This is a genomic window from Rhizobium esperanzae (assembly GCF_014197615.1).
GTDB lineage: Bacteria > Pseudomonadota > Alphaproteobacteria > Rhizobiales > Rhizobiaceae > Rhizobium > Rhizobium esperanzae_A.
Window position 1 is genome coordinate 40535 of sequence record NZ_JACIFY010000010.1, and the last position, 23541, is coordinate 64075.

Sequence of the window (23541 nt, forward strand, 5' to 3'; positions counted from 1 at the left end):
CTAAAATGGCGTTTTTTTGCTTTTGCACTGTCCATCGTTGTGCGCAACGTCGAGACATGACTTGAATTGTCGACGCCAAACCGTTGAAATATGATGAGTCGCCGTTGGATCGAGCCGCGAGGTCGCGTAGCAGTATGACGTTGGACAAGAGCCCCGATGCCTTTCGCACCATCAGCGAAGTCGCAGACGATCTTGATCTGCCGCAGCATGTGCTGCGCTTCTGGGAGACGCGGTTTCCGCAGATAAAGCCGATGAAGCGCGGCGGCGGCCGCCGTTACTACCGGCCCGAGGATGTGGATCTCCTCAAGGGCATCCGGCATTTGCTCTATGATCACGGCTATACGATCAAGGGCGTGCAGAAGCTTCTGAAAACCAACGGCAACAAGTTCGTCATATCGGTCGGCCATGGCGATCTTGCCAGCGTCGAGGCGCTTGCGTCGGGTGTGCAGGAGGCGAGCGCCGGTGAACCGCGTGTCGGCATGGCCGACGAAGACCAGATTGTCGGCCGCGCCAAGCCGCCGATTACCCGCCGCTTCTTCAACTTTGTGGCTGGTGACGACGAGCAGGAAGTCTCGATCGGCAAATCGAGCGTCGGCAAGGAAGACAGGGCATTGCTGCAGGAAGCGCTCTACGACCTGCTGGAATGCAAGCGTCTGCTCGATCAGGTGCGCTGACCGAAAAGGCTCCAAGGCGTATCGCGCGAAACTTGATTGAAGCGAGGCGCTTCGGCGGCATCCATCAGCCTTCGGTAAGCCGCTTCATCGCCTGTTCGAGTTCGCTGAGCTGGAAGGGTTTTTGCAGAACCGGCAGTGTGCTCGGGCTGCTGCCGGCGGGGGCCGCACCGTATCCCGTCGCGTAAACATAGGGTTTGCCGCGTTCGTCGAGCAGTTGTGCGACCGGCAGCGAACTCTGCCCCGCAAGCGAGACGTCGAGAATGGCAGCGTCGAAATCCGCGTCTCTGGCGGCAACAAGCGCCCGTTCCAGATCGGGCGCGCTGGCGCAGACCCGGTAGCCGAGATCGGCGAGCATGTCCTCGAGCAGCATGGCAATCAGCGCGTCGTCTTCGACGACGAATATGTCTTTCATGTTCCCGTCCACCCACTTCCCCTTGCCGGGCATGGAGATTTATGTGGAACTGCCTGCGCGCCTCGTCAAGACGTCACGTCCGGCAGTGCGAGAAACAGCATATTGCCGGGTGAAATTCGATGTGTAAAAGCTCTGATGCCGTCTTCGCGGCGGCTCTTGCATAATTCCTTAAATCGGAATCGACTCGGAAATAAAATTATGCAGAACTTCAAAGTGTTACAGTGCCTCTTGCGCGTCCGAAAAGCCCGCTTGGCGCTGTAAGCGAGGGATCTGGAATGGATTTGCTGAGCGCCACGGATTGGCTGCGTCATAGGCCGGGTTATACATATCCGCTGGCCGTTGCCTTCGTTGGCCTGACGTTTCTTCTCAGGCTTGCCGCCAGCGACTATCTCTCGGGTTTTCCCTTCCTGAGTTTTCTTCCGGCGATATTGCTGGCGAGTTTCATCGGCGGCGCCGGGCCGGGCTTCGTCGCGGCCATACTCGCCGCCTTCATTGTCCAGCAGTTTTTCGTCGAGCCCCACGATATCTTCTGGCCGATCAGCGCCGGTCAGTGGGTCGGCCTTTCGACTTACCTTGTCAATGCGGTGATCATCATCGGCCTGATGGAGATGATCATCATCGCGCACGACCGGCAGAGCCGCCTGCGCGATGAACTCAACAGCTTCAACACGCGCCTCGAACAGACGGTGATCCAGCGCACCGCCGAGCTGAGGCACGAGATGGAGGAGAATGCCGCCGCTCAGGCGCAGGTGCGCCAGTTGCAGAAGATGGAGACGATCGGTCAGCTCACCGGCGGCGTCGCCCATGATTTCAACAACATGCTGGCGATCATCATCGGCAACCTCGATCTCGCCCAGCGGCGTATGAGCGGAAACGAGGATCCCCGGCTGCCGCACTCGATCCAGAATGCCAAAGACGGCGCCCAGCGGGCCGCGGTCCTGACCGCGCGTCTTCTCGCTTTCTCGCGCCAGCAGCCTCTCGCCCCCGAGGTGCTCGATCTCAACAAGCTGGTCGGCGGCATGTCGGAGCTGCTGCGGCGTACACTCGGCGAGCAGATCCGGATCGAGACGGTGCTGGCCGGCGGCCTCTGGCCGAGCTTTGCCGATCTGAGCCAGCTTGAGAACGCCATCCTCAATCTTGCCGTCAACGCCCGCGACGCCATGCCGGGCGGCGGGCATCTGACGATCGAGACGGCCAATACCGAACTCGACGAGCGGTATTCACGGATGCATTCGGAGGTCGAGGCCGGCCAATATGTGATGATCAGCATGACCGACACCGGCACCGGCATGTCGCCTGAGGTGATCGAGCGCGCCTTCGACCCGTTCTACACCACCAAGGGACCCGGCAAGGGCACCGGTCTCGGCCTCAGCCAGGTTTACGGCTACATCAAGCAGAGCGGCGGCCACATCAAGATCTATTCGGAGATCGACAGGGGCACGACGGTGAAGATCTATCTCCCCCGTCGTGTCGGTGCGACGGACGCGCGGTTGAATGCGGCCGGCGCCCAGCCGATCCCGCAGGGCAGCGTCAACGATACGATCCTGGTGGTGGAGGATGATGAGAACGTCCGCATCATGACCGCCGAAAGCCTGCATGAACTCGGTTACACAGTGTTGCAGGCGGCAAGCGGCATGGAAGCGCTTCTCGTTCTCGAGGAAAATCGGGACGTCGACCTGATCTTCACCGACATTGTCATGCCGCAGATGAGCGGACGCCAGCTTGCTGATATCGTCCAGGAAAAATGGCCGTCGATCCGGATCCTCTACACGACGGGCTATACCCGTAATGCCATCGTCCATAACGGGGTTCTCGACCCTGGCGTCTCCCTGCTCGCCAAGCCCTTCAGCCTGGAGCAACTCGCCCACAAGATCCGCGAACTTCTGAATGTATCGGCGAGAGTGGAAGACGAAAGGACGTGAAGCGTCACGACTTCACGCCCACCGCTGGGGGCGCGTTATTCCAGGACCTGGATCACACGATGCGTCTTCGGCTCGACGATGACGCGCCGCTCATTGATGACGGTATAGCCATAGCCGTCAATATTCGGCACGGTATGCACTTCGACGGTATCGGGCAGCGTCGCGCCAACCGCGATATCGCCGTCGTAGACGACCGACGGCGTCTGTTGCTCCATCACATAGGTGCGCACCTCGCCGGGCAGCACGACGGAGCCGGTCGGTGCGGGATCGGTGACGATTACGGTGCTCTGCGCGAAGGCGGCGGAACTGATGGTCAGCATGGCGGCCGCAGCCAGCATGATCTTGCGCATGGGATGTTCTCCTTCTTCAACCTGAGACATCAGGGCAACGCCAGCCGTGCGGCATAGTTCCCCGCAGCCTTCGCCAATGCGGAAGTCAGGCGCCATGAGCGGCAATTAAGTTGTTGATAAATCAGTTTATGCACCATACGGTTGAGTTGTTCGAATCACGTTCAATGCGCGTTCGTTCAGTGACGGCAGGGGCGGGTTTTTTACGCTTCGTTAACCATGTTGGCGATTTATACCCTGTGAACGGCCGGTCGGTCGTTGATTCGAAGGTCCGTCGCGTTTCGGTTTGCGAATGGATATCTGAAAGACGAATGCGGCGGCTCGAGACATGCGTTTGCGGAAGACGATATCGCTGATGGCCGTAGTGAGCACGATGGCCGGCTGCACGTCGACAGGCGGTGTGCGCCAGCCTTCCGGGCCCGAAACCGTGGCGCCTGAAAAGGCGCTGGTCATGCCGCCGCCGGGCGGCCCGTCGATCGTCAGCGTCGTCGAGCGCAAGCGTGGCAACGGCGTCGAGCAGACGGTATCGCTGTTTACCTCATCCTCCGTGCCCGGCCAGAATTTTCTGAAGGTGCAGTTCCTCGGCGCGTCCGGGGCCAATCCCGGGACGGGCGATGCGGGCTTCAGCATGATCAACGAGAGCGGCATCCGTCGCGAAGTGGCGCGCGCGGCCCCCGGCGTGCCGATGGCGACGTCGGCGACCTTCCTGCAGAACGCCTACGGCCCCTTCGGTTATGCCTCCGGCCGCAGCCGTGCCGGCGACAGCTGCATCTATGCCTGGCAGCAGATCCGCTCGAGCGTCAACGCCATGAGCCAGGCGCGCAATTTCGGCATGATCCAGCTGCGCCTGCGTCTCTGTGACGCCAGGGCGAGCGAGCGCCAGCTGCTCGGCATCGTCTATGGCTATACCGTCACCGGAACATTTGACGGTGCGACCTGGAACCCCTACGGCAATCCGCCGCCCGCCGACGCCGCGCTCGGACGCACCGGCGCGCCGGTCTATCCCGACGAGGGCGGTTATCGCCCCAGCCCGATGCCGATCGGCTATGAGCCGGCGCCTGCCATCGTCAGTCGGCCGCGGGCCGTTCCCGTTCACAGCGCGCCGGCGTCGCAGCCGGCTGCGGGCGCGACATCGTTGCCGGCCCCCATCGGTCCGCGCGTGCCGCTGCCGGGCGAGGCGCCGCAGGCGAGTGCCGGGCCGGCTGCAGCAGCCGAGCCGGTCGAACAATCCGCAAGGGCGATCGGCGTCACCGTGCCGTCGCCGGACTGCATAGGCGACGTGGCCATGACGGCCGCCTGCCGGAAATAACGAGCATGCCCGGAACGCCGGATGGTGTCCCGGTTGAGCAATTTCGAAGGAACATCGATGCGCAAAGCCCGCAGTGTCATCATATGGGCCGTGGTTTCGCTCTGCATGATCGTGCTGATCACGCTGCCGGTCAACTTGCAGACCCAGCTCATCACCAGCATCACTGTCGTGACTGTCATGGCGCTGATCAAGATATTGAAAGGCGAGGGGACCTGGCGTCTGGTGGCGCTCGCCTTCGGCACCTCGATCGTGCTGCGCTATGTCTACTGGCGCACCACCAATACGCTGCCGCCTTTGAATCAGCCTGAAAATTTCATCCCCGGCCTGCTGCTCTACCTTGCCGAAATGTACAGCGTCGCGATGCTGGCGCTCAGTCTCTTCATCGTCGCCACACCACTGCCGCCGCGGCCTTCCCGTGCCGCCAATCCCGGGCGTCTGCCGCATGTCGATGTCTTCGTGCCGTCCTACAATGAGGATGCCGGGCTTCTCGGCAATACGCTGGCCGCCGCCAAGGCCATGGACTATCCGGCCGACAAGCTGCATGTCTGGCTGCTCGACGACGGCGGTACCCTGCAGAAGCGCAATTCCGGCAAGCTGCTCGAAGCCCAGGCGGCAGCCGCCCGCCATATCGAGCTGAAGCAGCTCTGCGAAGATCTCGACGTCAGCTACCTAACGCGCGACCGCAACGAGCACGCCAAGGCCGGCAATCTTAACAACGGCATGAAACACTCGAGCGGTGAACTCATCGCCGTCTTCGATGCTGACCACGCACCGGCGCGCGATTTCCTGCTCGAGACCGTCGGTTATTTCGAAGACGATCCGAAGCTCTTCCTCGTCCAGACGCCGCACTTCTTCATCAATCCCGACCCGCTGGAGCGCAACCTGCGCACCTTCGACAAGATGCCGAGCGAGAACGAGATGTTCTACGGCATCATCCAGCGCGGCCTCGACAAATGGAACGCCGCCTTCTTCTGCGGCTCGGCGGCGGTTTTGAGCCGCAGGGCGCTCGAATCCCAGAACGGCTTTTCCGGCATCAGCATCACCGAGGATTGCGAGACGGCGCTGGCGCTGCACGGCAGCGGCTGGAACAGTATCTATGTCGACAAGCCGTTGATCGCCGGTCTGCAGCCGGCCACCTTCGCCAGCTTCATCGGTCAGCGCAGCCGTTGGGCGCAGGGCATGATGCAGATCCTGCGCTTCCGCTTCCCGCTGCTGAAGCGTGGCCTGTCGATCCCGCAGCGTCTCTGCTACATGTCCTCGACGCTTTTCTGGCTCTTCCCGTTCCCGCGCACCATCTTCCTGTTTGCGCCGCTCTTCTATCTGTTTTTCGACCTGGAAATCTTCACCGCCTCCGGCGGCGAGTTCCTGGCCTATACGCTGGCCTATATGCTGGTGAACCTGATGATGCAGAACTACCTCTATGGGTCGTTCCGCTGGCCATGGATTTCCGAGCTCTACGAATATGTCCAGACCGTGCATCTGCTGCCGGCCGTCGTCTCCGTCATGCTCAATCCGCGCAAACCGACCTTCAAGGTGACCGCCAAGGACGAATCGATCGCCGTCAGCCGCCTGTCGGAGATCAGCCGTCCGTTCTTCGTCATCTTCGCGGTGCAGATCATCGCGCTCGTCATCACCATCTACAGGATCTATGCCGAGCCCTATAAGGCCGACGTCACCCTCGTTGTCGGCGGATGGAACGTCATCAACCTGATCATGGCCGGCTGCGCGCTCGGCGTCGTCTCGGAGCGCGGCGAACGCGCACTGTCCCGCCGCGTCCGCGTCAACCGGCGCTGCGAATTCGGCGCCAACGGCAAGTGGTACGCGGCCTCGATCGAGGACGTCTCCGTCCACGGCGCAAGGCTTCACATCTTCAACAAACAGCTCGATGAGATGCTGGTCGGCGCCCTCGGCGAAATCCGCTTCCGGCCCTATAGCGGCGCGGATCTGGAAACCTTGCCGCTGATCGTCCGCAACATCGAGCCGTCGGGCGACATCAGCAATGTCGGCTGCCAGTACGTGCCGAAAAGCGCGCTCGATCATCGCCTGATCGCCGACCTGATGTTTGCCAACTCAGGCCAGTGGACCGAGTTCCAGGCCTCGCGCCGCCGCAATCCGGGCCTGATCCGCGGCACCATCTGGTTCCTCGGCCTGTCGTTCTACCAGACCAGCCGCGGCCTCGTTTACTTCTTCCGCAGCATGCGGCCGGAGCGAGAAGCCCAGCAGCAGGCGGCAAAGGTCAACGCCGGATGAGAAGGATCGTCGCTGCCTCGCTTCTGCTCCTGAATGCCTCCGCCTTCGCCCAGGCGCAGACGGCCCCCTTCGACATGTCCGGCGAGCGGCCGCCCGGCGCTTCCGTGACCCCGAGATTGACGCCGCCGCCCGCGCCGCCGGCAACGAACGCGCCGGTTCCCGTTACACCTCCCGTTTCCGTATTGCCGGCACCCGCACCCCAGGCTGCTCCTGCACCTGCACCCGTGACGCCGGCGATTGCCGTCCAGCCGCAGCCGGCGGCCCCGGCGGTCCAGCCGGCCGCGGTAGCGAATGCGGCTGCGCCTGCGGGCGCCGGCGATGCCCGTCGTTATGTCGTGCCGTTTTCGAAACTCGGTCTCAGCGGGGAATACGACCGGCGATCATGGTCCGTCTATCTGACGCCGGAACAGGCGGCCGCCAAGGCCAGCTTCACCTTCGCCTACCAGAACTCGATCGTCGTCGCCCCTGAGGCCTCGGCGCTGACCGTCTATCTCAATAACCGCCCGATCGGCCAGCAGCGCGTCGGCTCGCCGGACAGCCCGTCGACGGTGACTTTCGCGGTTCCGCCAGGTCTGCTGCAGCCGGGCGCCAATCTCGTCACTTTCGAAGCCGGTCAACGCCACCGCACCGATTGCAGCATCCAGTCCACCTATGAATTGTGGTCGAATATCGAACCTGATGGAACCTATCTGAGCTTTGCCGGCAAAGATGCCGCCCAGCTGTCGAGCGGCGACGCGATCCGCGCCATCGGCGTCGACGGCGCCGGCAAGACCGAGTTCGACATCGTCGTCCCGGCGCTGGAGCAGCCGGGAACCACCAAGCCGCTGCTGCGGCTGGCGCAGGGCCTGTCGGTGCTGAGCAGCATGCCCAACCAGATTTTCGCCTTCAGCACCGCGTCGCTTCCTGCCGGCGGGCCGGGCAAACTCAGCGTGCTCGTCGGCACCGCGGCGGAACTGCGGCCGCTCTTTCCCGGCCTGCCGGCCGGCGCCGAAAGCGCGGCGCTCGCCGCCTTCGTGACCGATCCCCGCAGCGGCTCACCTGTGCTTCTGATCAGCGGCCCCTCGTGGCAGGCGGTCTCCTCGGCGATCGATACCATCGTCTCGCCGACGGACAGGGCTTCGGACGTCCGCCGCGACGTGCTGACCACCGAGCGCTGGAGCGCGCCGAACGCGCCGCTGGTCTTTTCCGATACGAACATCGCTTTGTCGCAGCTCGGTGTGAAGACCACCGAATTTTCCGGTCGGCGGTTGCGGACCAGCTTCAATATCGCCGTGCCGGCTGACTTTTATGCCAATGCCTATGGCGAGGCGAAGGTGCTGCTCGACGCCGCCTATACCGATAATGTGCTGCCCGGCAGTCACATCGATATCTACGTCAACGACAATATCGCCTCTACCGTGCCGATCACCACGACATCGGGCGGCATTCTCCGCCATCTGCCGATCCGCGTGACGATGCGCCACTTCAAGCCCGGTCTCAACACGGTGGCGATCGAGGCGATCCTGATGACCAAGGACGATGCCGCCTGCGCGCCGGGCGCAACCGCCGGCGCAACGCCGCGCTTTGCCCTGTTCGATACTTCCGAGCTGCACATTCCCGATTTTGCCCGCGTCGGTCAGCGTCCGAACCTGGCAGCCATGGCCGGCACTGCCTATCCCTATGGCCGGGCCACGGAGCCGACGCCGCTCTTCATCGACCGCATCGACGCCGACACGCTTTCAGCTGCTGCAACCCTGCTCGGCCAGATGGCAATCACCGCCGGCCATCCGATCGCCGTCGAAACGGTCGCCTCGCCGAACACGATCGGCGATCGCGATGCGATCTTCATCGGCTCCATTTCGCAGATGCCGGCGACCGCGCTGTCGCAGGCCAATATCTCCACGGCGAGCCAGGCCTCGTGGCGTCCCGTGACGGATGCGCAGCCGGGCGTCGTCGACACCGGCACGGCCTTCGAGGAGTGGAATTCCAAAGTCAGCGGCGGTGTCTTGCGCAGCCGCGTCACGGCCTTTCGCGAGTGGGTGTCGCGCAATTTCGACATCTCCCGCAGTTCGCTGCAATTCGTGCCCGGCGCCGAGGAAATCTTTACGCCGCCCAACGCCGCCTCGCTGCTGGTTGCCCAGGGCTCCAGCCCCGCGGGAGCGGGCTCATGGACTGTTGTAACGGCACCATCGGCGAAGGATTTGCGTGAAGGGCTCGAGGTTCTCACGTCACAACTGAACTGGCCGCAGATATCGGGCCACATCACCACATATTCGAGCAAGACGGGCAAGATCGAGACGATGCCTGTCACCCGTTTCGACTTCGTGCCGTCGATGCCCTGGTCGATCGCCAACTACCGGCTGATCGCCGCCAATTGGCTATCGACGAACATCCTCTCCTATGCCTCCCTGCTCGTTGTCTTCGTGCTTTTGATCGGGGTCAGCACATCGACGATGCTCAAACGGCTGGGCCGGTCGAAATGAGGCGGCTGCGCGCATTCCTGCTGGCGGCCACGGTCGCACTTGCGCCGACGGGCGAGCCCGCCGTCGCACAGCAGGCGATGATCAATGCCGGCGCGTGGTCGGCCTATAAGGCGAAGTTTCTCGATGCGTCCGGCCGCATCGTCGATAACGGCAACGGCAATATCAGCCACAGTGAAGGGCAGGGCTATGGCCTGCTGCTTGCCTATCTCGCAGCCAACCCCGCCGATTTCGAGCAGATCTGGTATTTCACCCGCACCGAGCTGCTGCTGCGCGACGATGGCCTGGCCGTTTGGAAATGGGATCCGAACGTCAAGCCGCACGTGGCCGATACCAACAATGCCACCGATGGCGACATGCTGATCGCCTATGCGCTGGCGCTTGCCGGCACGGCGTGGAAACGCAACGACTATATCCTCGCCGCCTCCCGCATGGCACAGGCTCTGCTTGCCGAAACCGTCGCCAGCTCTCAGGGCCGCACCTTGCTGTTGCCGGGGACCCAGGGTTTTACCGGCAGCGACCGGGACGACGGTCCTGTCGTCAACCCGTCCTACTGGATTTACGAGGCGATCCCGGTAATGTCGGCGCTCGCGCCGTCGGATGCCTGGAAAAAACTGTCGGATGACGGCGTGGAGCTGTTGAACGGGATGCAGTTCGGCCCTCGCAGGCTTCCAGCCGAATGGGTGAGCCTGCGCGATAAGCCGCGGCCGGCAAAGGGGTTCGACGCCGAGTTCTCATATAACGCCATCCGCATCCCGCTCTATCTCGCGCGGGGCGGCATCACCGACAAGGCGCTGCTTATCCGCCTGCAAAAGGGGATGTCGCAAGACGGCGTTCCAGCCACCATCGATCTGACCACCGGCCGGCCGAAGACCCTGCTGCCGGACCCTGGTTATCGAATTGTTAACGATGTTGTGGCCTGTGTTGTCGATGGGACCAAGCTGCCAAGCTCGGCCCTGCAATTTGCGCCCGCGCTCTATTATCCATCCACCCTTCAACTGCTGGGGCTGGCTTATATCGGGGAGAAGCATCCGGAGTGTCTGTGAAGTCTTCTCTCGTGGCAGTTTCAGCGGCAGTGGTGGTGGCGACCCTCGTCACCGGGCTGAAAGACCGTGCCGCTCTGCAGGAAAAGCTGGGGCTTGGCGCTGCCGGCAAGCCGGCGCCGGAACTGATGATGATGGGCCGCATCAAGCCGACCGAGGCAGCCGGCAATTCCGAATTCAATGCGCAGCTCGTCGCCGACAAGATCGAGGCGATCACCTCCTCGTCGCCATCGGCATCGGATATGCCGGATCCGAATGCCGTCGCGCAGCAGCCTGCAGCCCTACCATCCGCCGCGCCGCCATCTCAGCCTCAAACAGCGGCCCCACCGGCGCCGGTCACGCCTTCCATCGTTGCTGAGCCGCCGGCGCCACCGCCGGTCGCCGCCCCGACGCAGCCGGCCGTCGATGAAAGCGCGCTTCGTTATTTCGCCAGCCGCGGCGACAAGGTGCGGCTGCAGGCCGAAATTTCCCGCCTTCAGGCGCTCTATCCCAACTGGGTTCCGCCGGCCGATCCGCTCGCCGTGCCGCAAAACGGCGACAAGCAGCTCGAGGCCATGTGGCAGCTCTATTCGGATGGCCGTTATGCCGAGCTGCGCAAGGCGATCGCCGATCGTCAGGCAGCCGGCGCCGGATGGCAGCCGCCAGCCGATCTGCTCGACCGGCTCGACGTCGCCGAGGCCCGCGCCCGCCTCGTCAACGCTTCGGACCTCAAGCAATATGCGACGGTGGTCGATGTCGCCGCCGCCACGCCGAGCCTGCTCACCTGCAGCGAGGTCGACGTTCTCTGGCGTGTCGCCGAAGCCTTCATCCAGACGGAGAGGCAGCAGCGCGGCCAGGACGCCTACACCTATATCCTGAAGAATTGCGCCAATCCGGCCGAACGGCAGGCAACGGTCGAAAAGGCCTCCACGCTGCTTTCCTATCAGCCGATGCAGTCGCTGCTCGCGCTGGAGAAACCCGCCGCCGACGGCAGCAGGGAATTCGATGCGATCCGCGACAACCTCGCTCGACGCTTCATGGCCGAAGGCAACGACGATCCGAAGCTCGCCATCGCGGCCGACTACATCGCTCGCCTCGAAAAGCTTGCCGAAAGCCAGGGGCTGGCCTCCGACGCGCTGCTGCTCGGCTGGTACCAGCTTCGCCACAATAACGACGCCGATGCCGAAAAATGGTTCCGCGCCGCCCGCGCCAAGCAGGATTCGGCGACCGCGTCGCAGGGGCTGGCGCTGGCGCTGATCGCCCGCAAGGCGCCCCAGGAAGCCGAGGACGTGATGTTCCGCTGGCGCGCTGAGTCCGATGATGCGAGCGCCACCTATCTCGCTGCCACCGCCAACCTGATGGCGCTGCAGCCGCCGGCCGATCTCGCCGAAGACGTGCTGCATCGCATCGCCGCCGAGGTCATTGCCCGCAAATACGTGCCGACGGCGCAACAGTTCGGTTGGTATGCCCGTTCCCTCAACCAGTTCCAGACCGCCGCACGCTGGTTCGAGACCGCGCTTGCCTGGAAACCCGATGACGAACCCTCCGCCTATGGGCTTGCCGTCACCCGCGAGCAGTTGAACGACCGCCAGGCCGTGCTCGCCATCCAGCACGCCTGGGCCGGTCGGTCGACCCGTATCACCAATCTTGAAGACACGTCTTCGCTGAGCCTGAACGGCGCTCCGCTGCAACCGGAAAAGAGCCCGATTGCCCTGCAGCAGCCGGTTCAGCCGGTGCAGCCGACACAGCCGCCGCAGCGCCCCGCGGTAACGGCTGAGCCGCTTCCGGCCGAGCGCCCCACCGCACCGCAGCCCGGGCCTGAAGCGGCCGTTCGCACGGCAAGGCCGGGGATGAAGACGGTGGCCGTCCAGCGCGGTCCGCGCCAGACGCGCGGCTGCTCGACGACCGTCGATGCGGCGCAGCTCGGCCCGGCCGACGCGCTGTCGCGCGGCTGGTGCCTGATGGATATCAACCGGCCGATGGAGGCGATCTCCGCCTTCGAGGCGGCATTGCAGAGCCCGCTCCGCAAGGACCGCGAAGACGCAGCCTACGGCCAGAGCCTTGCCTATCTGCGCGCCGGCCTTTCCAGCAACGCCGCCGTCGCCGCCACCAAGGCGCCGCAGAGCCGCCAGCGCGCCGCCGAGCTCCAGGTGGCGATCCTTGCCGACCGGGCGCTTTCGGCCTTCGACGCCGGGCGCTACCGCGAAACCCTCGTCTATCTCGATCAGCGCGCCCAGTTGCAGCAGGAGCGTATCGACCTGATGGTTCTGCGCGGCTACTGCTACTTCAATCTGAAAATGTACGGTGATGCGACCCGTATCTTCGAAGCCGCAGCCGCCACCGGCAGCCGCGATGCCACCCGCGGCCTTGCCGACGTTCGCAAGGTCACCCATCCCGATGTCAACGACTAGCGTTGACGCCGCCGTCGCCCTCCGCTACTCGCCTGTGTAGTTCAAAATGCTCCGGCGTCTTTGCATGTCGTAAAAGGCGCGCGGCGCTGCAGCGCCCGCAAGGAAACGCCCGTGCCCGCTCTCCATGACATCCTCGACAAGTCCTACGACGCCTTCCTCTTCGACATGGACGGAACGCTGCTGAATTCCATTGCCGTCGTCGAGCGCGTCTGGAGCGAGTGGGCAAGACGCCACGGCTTCGAGCCGGAGGTCTTCCTGAAGACGATCCACGGCATCCGCGCTTCCGACGTGATCCGCGGGCTCGGCCTGCCGGGCGTCGATCCGGCCCATGAGGCGGACCTGCTGCTCGCCGAGGAGATGGAGGATGTCTCCGGCATCGTCGAAATACCCGGCGCCATCCGCTTCCTCTCCGCCATTGCCGACGGCAAATGGGCAATCGTCACCTCGGCGCCGATCGAGCTTGCCAAGCGTCGCATGGCTGCGGCCGGCATCCCGATGCCGAAGGTCATCGTCAGCGGCGGAGAGGTCAAATCGGGCAAGCCCAGCCCCGAAGGCTATCTGCTCGGCGCAAGCCGGCTCGGCGTCGATCCCTCGAAATGCCTGGTCTTCGAAGATGCCGTCGCCGGCATCCTCGCCGGCGAGGCCGCCGGCGCCGACGTCACGGTGATTACGCAAACCCATGCGACGCCCTTCGAAACCCCGCATTTTTCCATCGAGAACTACCAGGCATGGCGGCCCCGCCAAATCGCCGAAGGCCGGCTGACGATCGCTGCGATCTGAACATCGTTGCAACCGGCTCCAACGTTGTCCAAACAAAAGCTTTGCTCTCAATTGGTTGCTCACCACGCCGCGTAGCGTATCCCCAAAACGCAGCCCCTTCATTCGCCGCTGGACGAAAATTCAGCGCAGGTCAGAACTGCGAAGATAGGCACGCGTCTTGCAATTCGCTGATCCACCTTGAATGGTTCACGCTGTGGCAGTTAGATAAGTGGACAAACGTAGTAGTGAACCAGCGCTGAGGCGGTTCAGTTGCGGGACGCCTCAATTGAACCTGGCAAAGCTCTTCAGTAAGACCGTCTTTGTGAGATCGCCTTCGGGGGAAGCCGGCAATAGGACCGCAGCTGAAGATATGTGGTGTCTGCTATAACAATCTTGTAGTAGTTGAAGATATCGGCGTAGATTATACGCGAAGTACAGCGCCGAAATAGCCGTCGAGATCGTTTATGCAACTTTCAGGCTCAGTTAGCTTCCGCCCTGTTCGTATTGGTTTCCTCACACCTGTCGAAGACCTCGCGCTGCTCAGTCGTATAGCACGCCTGAACACTTGTCTGTGGGGGGGACGTTACAATCCGATCATTCCGTATTTCCAAAACTGCGGTGACCGATGGCGCCGTCCACATTCTAAGGCAACCGGATTAGATATCGCCCGAGAGTACATAAATTTCTTTGAACCTGATGTGTTGGTCGAAACTACGCCCGGCATGGCGAAGACGCTAGGTTGGGCTGAAGGTGAGCGGTACCTCAGTATGCCGCGCATTCTCCCACTCGACGAGTTTTATGGGTTGGATGATCGCGGCCGCGTCCAATTTCCGCTTGGCATCGACATCTTTGAAGCCATAGCGCATCTCTACGATACAGATTACCGATACGAGCGCCGTCACAAGGAGCCATTCGCTAAAATCGCTGACGTTGAAGGTGATGCATTCTTTGATGTCGTATGTGGTCGCTATCCGTCCGAGGCGCCTCTGGCCTATATCTCGAGAGCATATGACGAAGCTTTCTCGCCCGTTCCCTTATCTCCGGATGCCAATACCGCACTCCGCTATTTGAAAGATGGGTTTCTGGGGCCATTCTGGGTTACGGGACATGAATTGGACGAAAGGCCTGGACGCGGCTATCGAGATGAAACGTTTTATGTTTTCGACCCAACTGTTCCGGGTGACGTGATTGACTACTGGAATTTTCGGTTAGTTGCGCGCCACGTGGCGCCCATCAATGTCAATTGGTTCGGCGAATGTGCAGAGTTTATCCGCGAAGAAATCAATGCAATACACCGGCCGATACCGGGCAATCCCTTCGGAACGATGTTCCATGGTGTAATCTGCTTTGCTTCCTCAATAGATGAGAAACGGCGCGACCAGATTGCGAAGGAGCACCTCGCGGACCTTCCTAATGGAGCGTTTTATTTCGGTTCTGACATCTCATCATGGGAGGCAAGTAGGCGCGGCCGTGATCGGCGCGACAGTAAGATGATCGCGTACGGCGCGCCCGTCACGTTTGAGGAAACGTCGAGAGAGGGCTCCCTAAAAATTCCTTCTCCATCGCCTCCATTTGCCAACCGGTCGAAGCGCTATTCACAAGCGCGCTGGATGAATGTGATTGCTCCGAGCACGGCTTATCGTGAGGGTTCAGTTGCCACGGTGTACCCCTCCAATTTATGGAAGCCCGGATACCCGCGCCTCTCGGGAGGAGATTTCCGGGTTACGAGAGAGGGATGGTTAGTCGAAGTTGAGTACGATATCGGTTACTCTCATTTAAAAGTCGAACCAGGGCGGAGTGCCATTATTGGGTGGCTGGCGACACAGGGAATAACAGCCACACCATCTGAGGAAGGGCAGATCGCAGCCCAAGTTATTACCGCTGCGGGAGGATTGCAGGCATCCGGCATGTTCGGCGACTTCGATACGCTGAAGTTACTTGGCGAAATGGCTGAGGGCCACTCCGAGGTCAGCCGGAACGGCAGACGCGTCTCGCAAGCTGTCCCTGATCGCTCAAAGCATGTCAATACAATCCGCCAGCATTTCAAGGAGCGAGAAAAGCGTTCCTTTGGTTACTGGAACAAGCTTGATTACTTTTTGGAGCGTTCAGTATTTCGTGCGGGACTTCGGGTTCAGTGTCCAATTTGTGGCCATCAGAACTGGTTCGATCTGGATGCTATCAGCTACAGACCTGTCTGCACCCGCTGCCTCAATGGGTTCGAGTTTTCGCAATCGCCAAGCCACATAGACAACGTCGATTGGTTTTATCGCATTGTCGGTCCCTTCGCGGCTCCGGATTATGCCCGAGGCGGTTACGCGGTGGCGTTAACTTTACGTGCGCTCTCCGGCAACCACAACACAGAAATGACTTGGTCGACTGGGCTGACACTAAAGCCTCTAAATTGCGAGGTTGATTTTGTGGCATGGCATCGGGCGGGCCGGTTTGGAGGGGACGAGTGTGACGAGCCTCTTCTCGTCGTAGGCGAAGCGAAAAGCTTTGGCCGCAACTCGATCAACAGCGAGGCAATCGAAACACTAAAGAAGGTCGCCGAGAGTTTTCCAGGCTCAGTCATGGTTGTTTCTACGCTTCGCAAGAGTGAAGAATTGAGTTTAGCGGAACTTGGACGGCTCCGGCATCTGGCCTTGTGGGGTCGCCGATCCAAACTGGAAGGCGAACCAGTCAATCCTATTGTTCTTTTTACCCGAACCGAGCTGTTTGCAGAGCATGGGATACGAGGGGCTTGGGAAAAGGTCGATGGTAAGAAAATGCATGCAGTTCATGATTTCAGCGATTTGCATACACTGGCTGACCTGACTTCAGAACGTTATTTGGGCCTGGGGGCACATTGGGATAAACAAGCGGGTGAACAGGCCCCCGAGGTGATGTTGTCAATTCTCAGGCTGCTCAAAGCTCGCTCTTCCACCACGAGTCCAATTGCCGCCTAATCTGTCGGGTTAGCCTCGTATCTTGCTGCCGGTGGCTAAGCGCCACAAATCTCAGGGACGGCTAGCGAACATCGAACAGAGCGAGGCGAATGGCCTGCCAGTCCATCATTTCACCTTCCGTCTCAACTCGCTCTTGAGACAATGTAACAATTTGCAGAGCTAAACTTTGTTGGGACAGAACTATTGGATGGAGGCATCTCGCTCAGGCGAGGTTCGGCGAGACGCTCACACGTAATCCAATTGCCCTTTGCTGCCGGCTACCGCGCAGCGATTTTAGGACGGTTGCAGCTGTGGTAAAATGTTCCTACATTGTTCTTGTTCCTCCAAGGGTAGAATAAGCGCGCAGACGAACTCCGATAGTAGTGTGAGCCGCCCGACATAGACGAGTTCAATAGATGGAAAATACAATATCGGTGGATGACGTTGTAAGAATGTCGATTGAGGATTTATTCCGTGATCAGTTGATACCTGATGAGATGAACCGCCTTGGCAATGGCAAGCAACATAAAGCCCCGGACCATCTCATCTTAGATGGTGAAATCGCCATCGAAAGGAAATCACGGAACGCTGTTGACCAGTCTCAATTTTACGAAAAGCTGCAAAAAATTGCCGATCAGCAAGGCGCACCATTTTGGGCGGTCGGCAGAATGAATTTCAAAGCGATCATTAGGCAGCTACCAGATCCGGACAGTGCCACAAAGAAGATGACCGACTTCATGATGAACCAAGTCATGAAAACAGTACGCAAATCCGAAAAAAAATTCGAAGAGTACGAAAAATTCGTGCCGAAAGACGGGCAGCTGCGCGTGCTGATTATATCCGACAACACCAAGATTAGAGAAGGAACAGCTTCCATTGAGCACTTTATTGGTCGCAAAGTGGGAGCGCTTAGCTCAACTAATGACCCAGCCCAAATTCTCGATGCGATCTTTTATATAAAGGACCCGCGATATACATTAGACGAGCGAGACAGCTATTGGTTCAAAGTACTTATACGAGAAAGGCTGTCCGCGGACCGACGACAAAGAGCAAACGGGTTAGCAGCGGCGTTACATCACCGAATTTCTCACTATGGACCGTATTTCCAAGCTGCCGGCGCGTTCACGCGTTCATCGTTTCGAACCTGCTTTGTCTGACGCACGCAGGCTCGCGCGGGAACAATATGGGAACGCCCGGTGGGACTTCTCGCTCCCAAAGTCCCACCAGTAGGATTTTTATGCCGATTTGTTCTGTGGGCACGAAAATAAGGGCTTGCATCCGAAAGCCCGAAAGACTAGGGAAATCCTGCTCATAAGAGCTGGTCGGGGCGTAGCGCAGCCCGGTAGCGCACTTGACTGGGGGTCAAGGGGTCGCTGGTTCGAGTCCAGTCGCCCCGACCATTTATCCCCTTGAAATCCAGTCAAAACATCACGTTTCATGTGGCGGCCACTCTCGCAGTCATGGCGAAGAACGGCGGACCTTCAGTGCGGTTTCTGGGCGACCGCGATCATCGATTTTGCCAGCAGCGGAATTCTCCCGACATATTCGAAGTCGACGTCTTCGAAACCTGTGTCCAGCAGCAGCGTGCTCAATGTTCCGGGAGACCAGAATTTGATGTGGCCATGGTCTTTGAGCGGCATGAAATGGTCGTCCATCTTGCCGCTGACGGCCAAGGCCAGATTTTTCCAGTAGCCGTGAAACGGCGTCGACATCACCGCGATGCCGCCGGGCTTCACCAGATCGTACATGGTGGCCGAGAAAGCCTTGGGATCATAAACATGCTCCACCACTTCGAGGCTGATCACCGCATCGAAGGTCCCATACCGGCTGGAGAGATCTTCGTAGCCTGAGCCGATTTCCAGCGGAAGATCGGGGTGGGCCGTTCTTGCTTTGGCAATACCGTCCGCGGACGGATCGACGCCGACGACGTCATAACCTTTTCCGGCAAGCACGGCTGCAGCACCGCCGGTACCGCAGCCGAGGTCGAAGACCGCCGTTTCATTTGCCTCCTGAAAACTGTTCTCGAGAACATCGACAACGGCCGGCAAAATATAGGAATGGGCGGTCGTCTGCTTGGCATGCACATAGGTCGTCGCGTCTAGTTCGATAGACATTTTGCCTCCTGGAGTCGTGGGCCCGTCAACCCGATGATACGCAAACGCAATGGTACGGCGGACTTTGACGGCAGTGTGGTCCCCCTGTGGTATTAAAGTGATTAGCACCGAAGGCGCTCGAAGCGGCTGGGGGCGCCCGGCCGTTGGCTGTGCCGTTTGCGCGGCATCCTCCAGCCCGTTCATCGTGGGCAACTGGCGCTCGAGGATCGCCTTTATGAAAGATCCGAAGCTGATTGACAGGGGGCAGGGAAGGTGCTGAAAACGGGGCCACAATGTTCCCGTCGTGGCTCAAATGGTTGCTGGGTCGATGCCCGCGCTTTAACTATTTAAAATAAATAACGTGATGAAACACCATTTGAAGGTGTATAGTGAATAAATCCAATAGTTCTTTTTTGTGCTGTTTCAATCCAGAAAGGCGGTATTTGTTGAAATTTGTTAAGACTGCATCAAGTCTAGAGTAGATAACCCGTTTTTGACGTTAAGAAAACGTGAAATCTCTTCGCATTCCTGTGAATATGTGTAGATTAACATTATCCTTGGTCACAATAGCCTAGTGCGAACCCATGGCGGATATGAAGCAGAATCTCACTTGCAGACAGGCCCTCTCCAGTGCGTTCCAGGCCCTGTCGGATGAGGCCGTCAAAGCCGGCTGGTCGGAGGGTGATGTCGCCCTGGCGCTCGCCGAACTCGCCGAGGAACGGGTGATCGAGCTTACCGCCAAGGTGATCACCGAAGGCTTTATCCAGCCCCAGTTCGCCGCCGGCGGCCGCCGCAGCTAATCCCACAGCAACAATCCCGCCGTTTTTGCCGCCGTGATGAAGAAGCCCACCGCGCGGGCTGCGCAGCCCGTCGAGCGCATCCAGGCAGTGCCGGCGCGACGATAATGATGCCCTGGCTTGCTTGGCCATGGTTTGAGATAATCGACGGCTTCCCTGACGGTGGAAACGATCAGGCTGCTCCGGAGAAAAGACCCGGACGGGGAGGGAAGGCGTGTTTTACCCAACCTCCGGACCAGCTGGTTTCTGCCTCAAAGGCCGCCGCAACGCGCGAGACGAAATTTTGTTCCCTAATTTTGTTTTGGGGAATTTGCATAGTTGCTAAAGTTCAAGCCCTCGCGCATAATCGTTTTTGCCGGTTGCGGAGGGCGGCCGGCAATGCAAGCGTGAATGCGTTTGCCCTCGGAGGAAATGCGGCGTGATGTTACGATCATCAATCCATCCGCATGATTTACCGCTGTTTTCGGAAGATCTCGATCTGTTGTCTGGGGTGCTCGACAAGGTTTGCGACGAGCGCGGCCTCGTCAGGACGACGCCCGAGGCCGAGCGGATCGGTGCGGTCATTATTCAGCTTTACCGGCAGGGCGTGAAGGACAGCGGTAAACTCGCCGATCTTGCAAAGACCTATCTCTGATATTCAGTTCTGCTCGATCGCTGGCGGATTGGTTCCGTCAGTCGTCGTTGGCGGCGTTGAGGTTTTCCGGCCGGATGCCGTCGTCGCTGGAGGTGCGCGCACGCAACCGAATGCCGGGGCCGCCTTCATCCTGATTGCCGCTCGACAGGAAGATGATGCCGTGCGCCTCGAGCGTGCTGCGCACATCGAACAGCGCATGCGGCTCGCCCGTAAACTCGCCTGTCTCGAGCGCCGCTACGGTCTCGACCGGCAGGCCGCTTGCCGCGGCCAGCTCTTCGATGCTCATGCCGATCATGGCGCGTGCGCCGCGTATCTGTGTTGCTGTTATCATGACCGAAAATCTAGCGCATTCACCGTAGTTCTCAAGTGGTGCGGGCCGATCAGGCGTCCTTCAATTTCACCCCAAACAGATCGTCATGCATGCGCTCGACCGCGATCCCCATGCCTCCCATCAGGGCGGCCCGGTTGCCGAAGCGGCTGATCTCGATGCGCGGCGGATAGGGCGTGCAACGCGGCAGGAAATTCCGGATGGCGTTTACCAGTTCCGGTCTTGCGCCGATGCTGCCGCCGGTGATCACCAGCTCGGGATCGAGAGTTGCGCCGATGGCCGCAATGGCGACCGCCACCAGCCTTGCCGTCTCTTCGATTGCGGCCGCAGCACTGGCCTCTCCTGCGTTGAACGCGGCGAAGAGATCGGCCACGGTGGATGCGTTGCGCCCGCCGAAACCGATGTAGCGGCGCAACATCGCGACGCTGCCGACCGCGCTCTCAAAGGTCCCAAGCGTAAACCCGCCGGGATCGAAAGCATCTCCGCCGATCGGAAGATAGGCGATCTCGCCGGCCGCGCCACGCGCGCCGCGCAACAGGGCGCCGTTGGCGATGATGCCCATGCCGACGCCCGTTCCGAGCGCAATGAATGCAAAATCGCCGGTCTCGACCCCATGTCCCCGCCATCTCTCGCCTTGCGCGGCCAAGTTGACGTCATTTTCGACGATCACCGGTATGCCCATCTTGTCGCTGAAGACCTGGCGCAGATTGATGGCGTCGATGCCGGGAATGTTCGGCGCGACATTGATATGGCCGGTGGCGGGATCGAGCACGCCGGGGCTGCCCAGAACGGCGAGACGGAGCTTGTCGGCAGTGGTCCCGGCCGCAGAGGCGAGTTCGACGATAATGTCGCTGAACTGATTGACGAGATGCATTCCGCCACGCGGATCGGTGGCCACTTTGGTTTCGGCAACCACATTTCCCAAGAGATCGCAGATAGCCGCAGCAATCTTGGTGCCCCCGAGATCGATGGAGGCGGCCAGTCCCGCCCTGGCATTGATCTCGTAGATGATCGCATTGCGGCCGGGGCGACCATCGGTCTGCCCGATCGCTTTCAGCCATCCATCATCCTCGAGGTCGCGCACGACATCGGAGATCGTCTGTTTCGATAGGCCGGTGAGCTTGGCGATATCGGCGCGAGAGATCGACCCGCTCGCCAACACGGTGCGGATCACGGCATTGGTTGAAATTTTTCGTGCGATCGGAGTCTGTACGACAGAAGGGGTCATTGCCATCCCGCTAACTCGGTCCAATTAGTTCGGAGCATATACTTAATTAGGGCGATATTGGCTGGCCATTATCGCGGCACGGCGCATTCTTGGCGTTATCTAAGCGTGCGTACCCATTTTCAGTACACCGCGGCCATCGTTTTGTCTATGTCCTTGACAAAAGGAGGTCGGCCTGTAGGCTGGGATCAAACGTGCGGGGATTGCCAATGATAAAGCCCTCGACTGATGGACAGCTTTTCGCCGAAGACGGCGTTTTACTGCCGATAATGGCGCCACGCCTTCAGGCGGATGTTCATCCGGACGGATATGCCGATCTCGCCCTTTGGGGCGCCGGAAGCCTGGGGCGCGTGAGATTTTCTGCAATCGGGGGCCCTTATAGCTATGCCCCGAACCGTATGGTGTCCAACGATGGCGGCGTCTTCGTCGCGCAGTCGCTGCCGGTGATGTTGATCCGCGGTGTCAGCCTTCAGGGCGTCTATCCCGCACGTCGTTGCGCCTGGTGGCACGAGCCGGATGGGCAAAGTGCGAGGGTGAAGCTCACTCGGACCCAGCATCGGCGGACTTTCGAAATGGCCTGGGGCGTTCTCATTGTCGACGCTCTCGGTCCGGATCTGCGGATTGCCGTCGGCGCTTCGAGAGACGAAGCCGAGAGCGCTCTCAACCTCACCAGCGAAGCGATCATTGCCGAAGCCGCCGAATATGTGGCGCGGTGCGATCTGACGCCCGAGGCCGACCCGCTGATGCGCAGCATGGTCAGCCAGGGGATCCATGCCGCCCTTTCCAGCATCCGGCGCGACGAAAACGGCGCCTTTGCCGGCCTTGCCGCCGGGCAGGCCTATAGTGCTCCGGCACGGACCTATTACCGCGATGGCTACTGGACGATGCAGCCGCTGCTGACGCTTGCCCCCGAGGCGGTGCGCGACGAAATCCGGCTGCTGGCCAAGGGGGTGCAGCCGGATGGAGAAGCCCCAAGCGGCGTGATCTTGACAGGGCCTGCGCAATCGGAGGCCTGGCAGCGTTTTGTCGCCGATAGCAAGGCCAATCCCAAAACCCACAAAAGAGCCGTTCCGGAGTACCATAACCGACCGCAGGATTGGTGGAGCGACCACTTCGACAGCCCGCTTTTCTTCGTTCTTTTCCTGAGCGACTATTTCAGCGCAACGAAAGATTTAGCCGAGGTGCAACTGCACTGGCCAACGGTTCGGGCTATAGCGGATCGCTATCTCAGCCTGGCCGGCCCCGACAGCGTTCTGCCGCTGAAGGCGCGCAACGACCGGGACTGGGCCGACAACGTCTATCGCGAGGGCCTTGTCTCATACGATCTGGGTCTTTTCGTCGGCGCCATGGATGCGATGGCAAGGCTCGGCGAGGATTTCGATCCGACGCTTGCCGAGCGCGCCCGCAGGACAGCGGACCTTGCCCGCCGGGAAATCGAGGCCAAACTCTTCGTCCCGGCGACGGGGGGATATGTCGACTACGGAACGCCCGGCGCTTTTGTCGAGGATCATCTGGCCCTCGACAGCCTGACCTTGTCGCGATTTGCTGCGATTTCGCAGCAGAAGGCCGTCGGCATGCTGAAAGCTTTTGAAAGCAAACTGGAAACGCGCCACAATCAGGAACAGCCCTATGGCAGTTGGGGGGTGATGTGCGCCTATCCGCCCTTCAAGCGGCAAAGCGATCTGCGATCCAAGACCGCGTTTCCCTACCGCTACCATAATGGCTCGGACTGGCCCTATTGGGATGGCGCCTATGCCGAGGAACGCCTTCGTCATGGACTTGGTGGTGCGCGCTATGCGCTGACGCGCTGGTGGGAAACCTGTCTCGACAATGGCTGGATCGGTGCGGTGGAATATTTCTCGCCGCCTTACGGGCGCGGATCCCTGCTTCAGGGCTGGAGCACCATGCCGGCGGCAGTTGTTTTGAAATACGGGCTTGACGCTGCAAATTCGGAGCCAATGTCATGAGCATGACG

Annotated in this window: 18 protein-coding genes, 1 tRNA gene and 1 pseudogene; 14 read left to right on the top strand and 6 right to left on the bottom strand. The window is 60.6% G+C overall.

Features of this window, described 5'->3' with window-relative positions:
• The first annotated feature begins 134 nt into the window (after positions 1 to 134).
• On the top strand, positions 135 to 674 hold the full coding sequence (locus GGD57_RS14780) for a MerR family transcriptional regulator (RefSeq protein ID WP_126909854.1): 540 nt from the start codon (positions 135 to 137) through the stop codon (positions 672 to 674).
• A gap of 64 nt (positions 675 to 738) precedes the next feature.
• Here GGD57_RS14780 and GGD57_RS14785 read toward each other — a convergent pair whose 3' ends face one another.
• Complete coding sequence (locus GGD57_RS14785) at positions 739 to 1086, bottom strand: response regulator (protein WP_184470927.1); 348 nt, start codon at positions 1084 to 1086, stop codon at positions 739 to 741.
• Positions 1087 to 1361: 275 nt separating this feature from the next.
• On the opposite strand from GGD57_RS14785, the gene GGD57_RS14790 reads away from it, so the two are divergent.
• On the top strand, positions 1362 to 3008 hold the full coding sequence (locus GGD57_RS14790) for an ATP-binding protein (protein ID WP_184470930.1): 1647 nt from the start codon (positions 1362 to 1364) through the stop codon (positions 3006 to 3008).
• 35 nt (positions 3009 to 3043) lie between these two features.
• On the opposite strand, the gene GGD57_RS14795 is transcribed toward GGD57_RS14790, so the two are convergent.
• Complete coding sequence (locus tag GGD57_RS14795) at positions 3044 to 3358, bottom strand: DUF1236 domain-containing protein (protein WP_184470932.1); 315 nt, start codon at positions 3356 to 3358, stop codon at positions 3044 to 3046.
• Positions 3359 to 3683: 325 nt separating this feature from the next.
• On the opposite strand from GGD57_RS14795, the gene bcsN reads away from it, so the two are divergent.
• The 9 genes from bcsN to GGD57_RS14840 all read left to right on the top strand — a co-directional run bounded on the left by bcsN (position 3684) and on the right by GGD57_RS14840 (position 17889).
• Entirely contained in the window at positions 3684 to 4664 is a 981-nt protein-coding gene (bcsN, locus tag GGD57_RS14800; protein ID WP_184470933.1) for a cellulose biosynthesis protein BcsN, read from the top strand.
• Positions 4665 to 4721: 57 nt separating this feature from the next.
• Positions 4722 to 6914 carry a UDP-forming cellulose synthase catalytic subunit gene (gene bcsA / locus GGD57_RS14805; protein ID WP_184470935.1) on the top strand — a complete coding sequence of 731 codons (2193 nt, stop codon included), beginning with the start codon at positions 4722 to 4724 and terminating at the stop codon, positions 6912 to 6914.
• Positions 6911 to 9376: a cellulose biosynthesis cyclic di-GMP-binding regulatory protein BcsB gene (locus GGD57_RS14810; protein WP_184470937.1), complete on the top strand. Its 2466-nt coding sequence runs from the start codon at positions 6911 to 6913 to the stop codon at positions 9374 to 9376. The genes bcsA and GGD57_RS14810 overlap by 4 nt, the downstream gene beginning before the upstream one ends.
• Entirely contained in the window at positions 9373 to 10419 is a 1047-nt protein-coding gene (locus GGD57_RS14815; RefSeq protein WP_184471170.1) for a glycosyl hydrolase family 8, read from the top strand. Before GGD57_RS14810 ends, GGD57_RS14815 begins: the two co-directional genes overlap by 4 nt.
• The gene (locus tag GGD57_RS14820) at positions 10416 to 12806 is read left to right on the top strand and encodes a cellulose synthase (protein ID WP_184470939.1); all 2391 of its coding nucleotides are present in this window, start codon (positions 10416 to 10418) and stop codon (positions 12804 to 12806) included. The genes GGD57_RS14815 and GGD57_RS14820 overlap by 4 nt, the downstream gene beginning before the upstream one ends.
• 111 nt (positions 12807 to 12917) lie before the next feature.
• Positions 12918 to 13586: an HAD-IA family hydrolase gene (locus GGD57_RS14825; RefSeq protein WP_184470941.1), complete on the top strand. Its 669-nt coding sequence runs from the start codon at positions 12918 to 12920 to the stop codon at positions 13584 to 13586.
• A 443-nt stretch (positions 13587 to 14029) separates the two neighbouring features.
• Positions 14030 to 16510 carry a hypothetical protein gene (locus GGD57_RS14830; RefSeq protein WP_184470942.1) on the top strand — a complete coding sequence of 827 codons (2481 nt, stop codon included), beginning with the start codon at positions 14030 to 14032 and terminating at the stop codon, positions 16508 to 16510.
• A gap of 395 nt (positions 16511 to 16905) precedes the next feature.
• Positions 16906 to 17646 carry a hypothetical protein gene (locus GGD57_RS14835; protein WP_184470944.1) on the top strand — a complete coding sequence of 247 codons (741 nt, stop codon included), beginning with the start codon at positions 16906 to 16908 and terminating at the stop codon, positions 17644 to 17646.
• 166 nt (positions 17647 to 17812) lie between these two features.
• A tRNA-Pro gene (locus GGD57_RS14840) sits at positions 17813 to 17889 on the top strand.
• Positions 17890 to 17970: 81 nt separating this feature from the next.
• On the opposite strand, the gene GGD57_RS14845 is transcribed toward GGD57_RS14840, so the two are convergent.
• Positions 17971 to 18603, bottom strand: a complete 633-nt coding sequence (locus GGD57_RS14845; protein ID WP_184470946.1) for a class I SAM-dependent methyltransferase — start codon at positions 18601 to 18603, stop codon at positions 17971 to 17973.
• Positions 18604 to 19166: 563 nt separating this feature from the next.
• Here GGD57_RS14845 and GGD57_RS14850 point away from each other — a divergent pair.
• On the top strand, positions 19167 to 19382 hold the full coding sequence (locus GGD57_RS14850; protein ID WP_184470948.1) for a hypothetical protein: 216 nt from the start codon (positions 19167 to 19169) through the stop codon (positions 19380 to 19382).
• On the opposite strand, the pseudogene GGD57_RS14855 reads toward GGD57_RS14850, so the two are convergent.
• Positions 19379 to 19583, bottom strand: a pseudogene (locus GGD57_RS14855) (DUF982 domain-containing protein); the annotation flags it as partial. The gene GGD57_RS14850 and the pseudogene GGD57_RS14855 sit on opposite strands and share 4 nt — an antisense overlap.
• A 217-nt stretch (positions 19584 to 19800) precedes the next feature.
• On the opposite strand from GGD57_RS14855, the gene GGD57_RS14860 reads away from it, so the two are divergent.
• Entirely contained in the window at positions 19801 to 20013 is a 213-nt protein-coding gene (locus tag GGD57_RS14860; protein ID WP_085736835.1) for a hypothetical protein, read from the top strand.
• 37 nt (positions 20014 to 20050) lie between these two features.
• Here GGD57_RS14860 and GGD57_RS14865 read toward each other — a convergent pair whose 3' ends face one another.
• Together GGD57_RS14865 and GGD57_RS14870 are read right to left on the bottom strand one after the other, a co-directional pair.
• Positions 20051 to 20344, bottom strand: coding sequence for a helix-turn-helix domain-containing protein (locus GGD57_RS14865; protein WP_085736836.1), 294 nt, complete (start codon positions 20342 to 20344; stop codon positions 20051 to 20053).
• A gap of 49 nt (positions 20345 to 20393) precedes the next feature.
• The gene (locus GGD57_RS14870; protein ID WP_184470952.1) at positions 20394 to 21575 is read right to left on the bottom strand and encodes an ROK family transcriptional regulator; all 1182 of its coding nucleotides are present in this window, start codon (positions 21573 to 21575) and stop codon (positions 20394 to 20396) included.
• Positions 21576 to 21775: 200 nt separating this feature from the next.
• Between GGD57_RS14870 and GGD57_RS14875 the strand changes: the two genes are divergently transcribed.
• Positions 21776 to 23533: a glycogen debranching protein gene (locus GGD57_RS14875; protein ID WP_184470954.1), complete on the top strand. Its 1758-nt coding sequence runs from the start codon at positions 21776 to 21778 to the stop codon at positions 23531 to 23533.
• Positions 23534 to 23541: the final 8 nt, after the last annotated feature.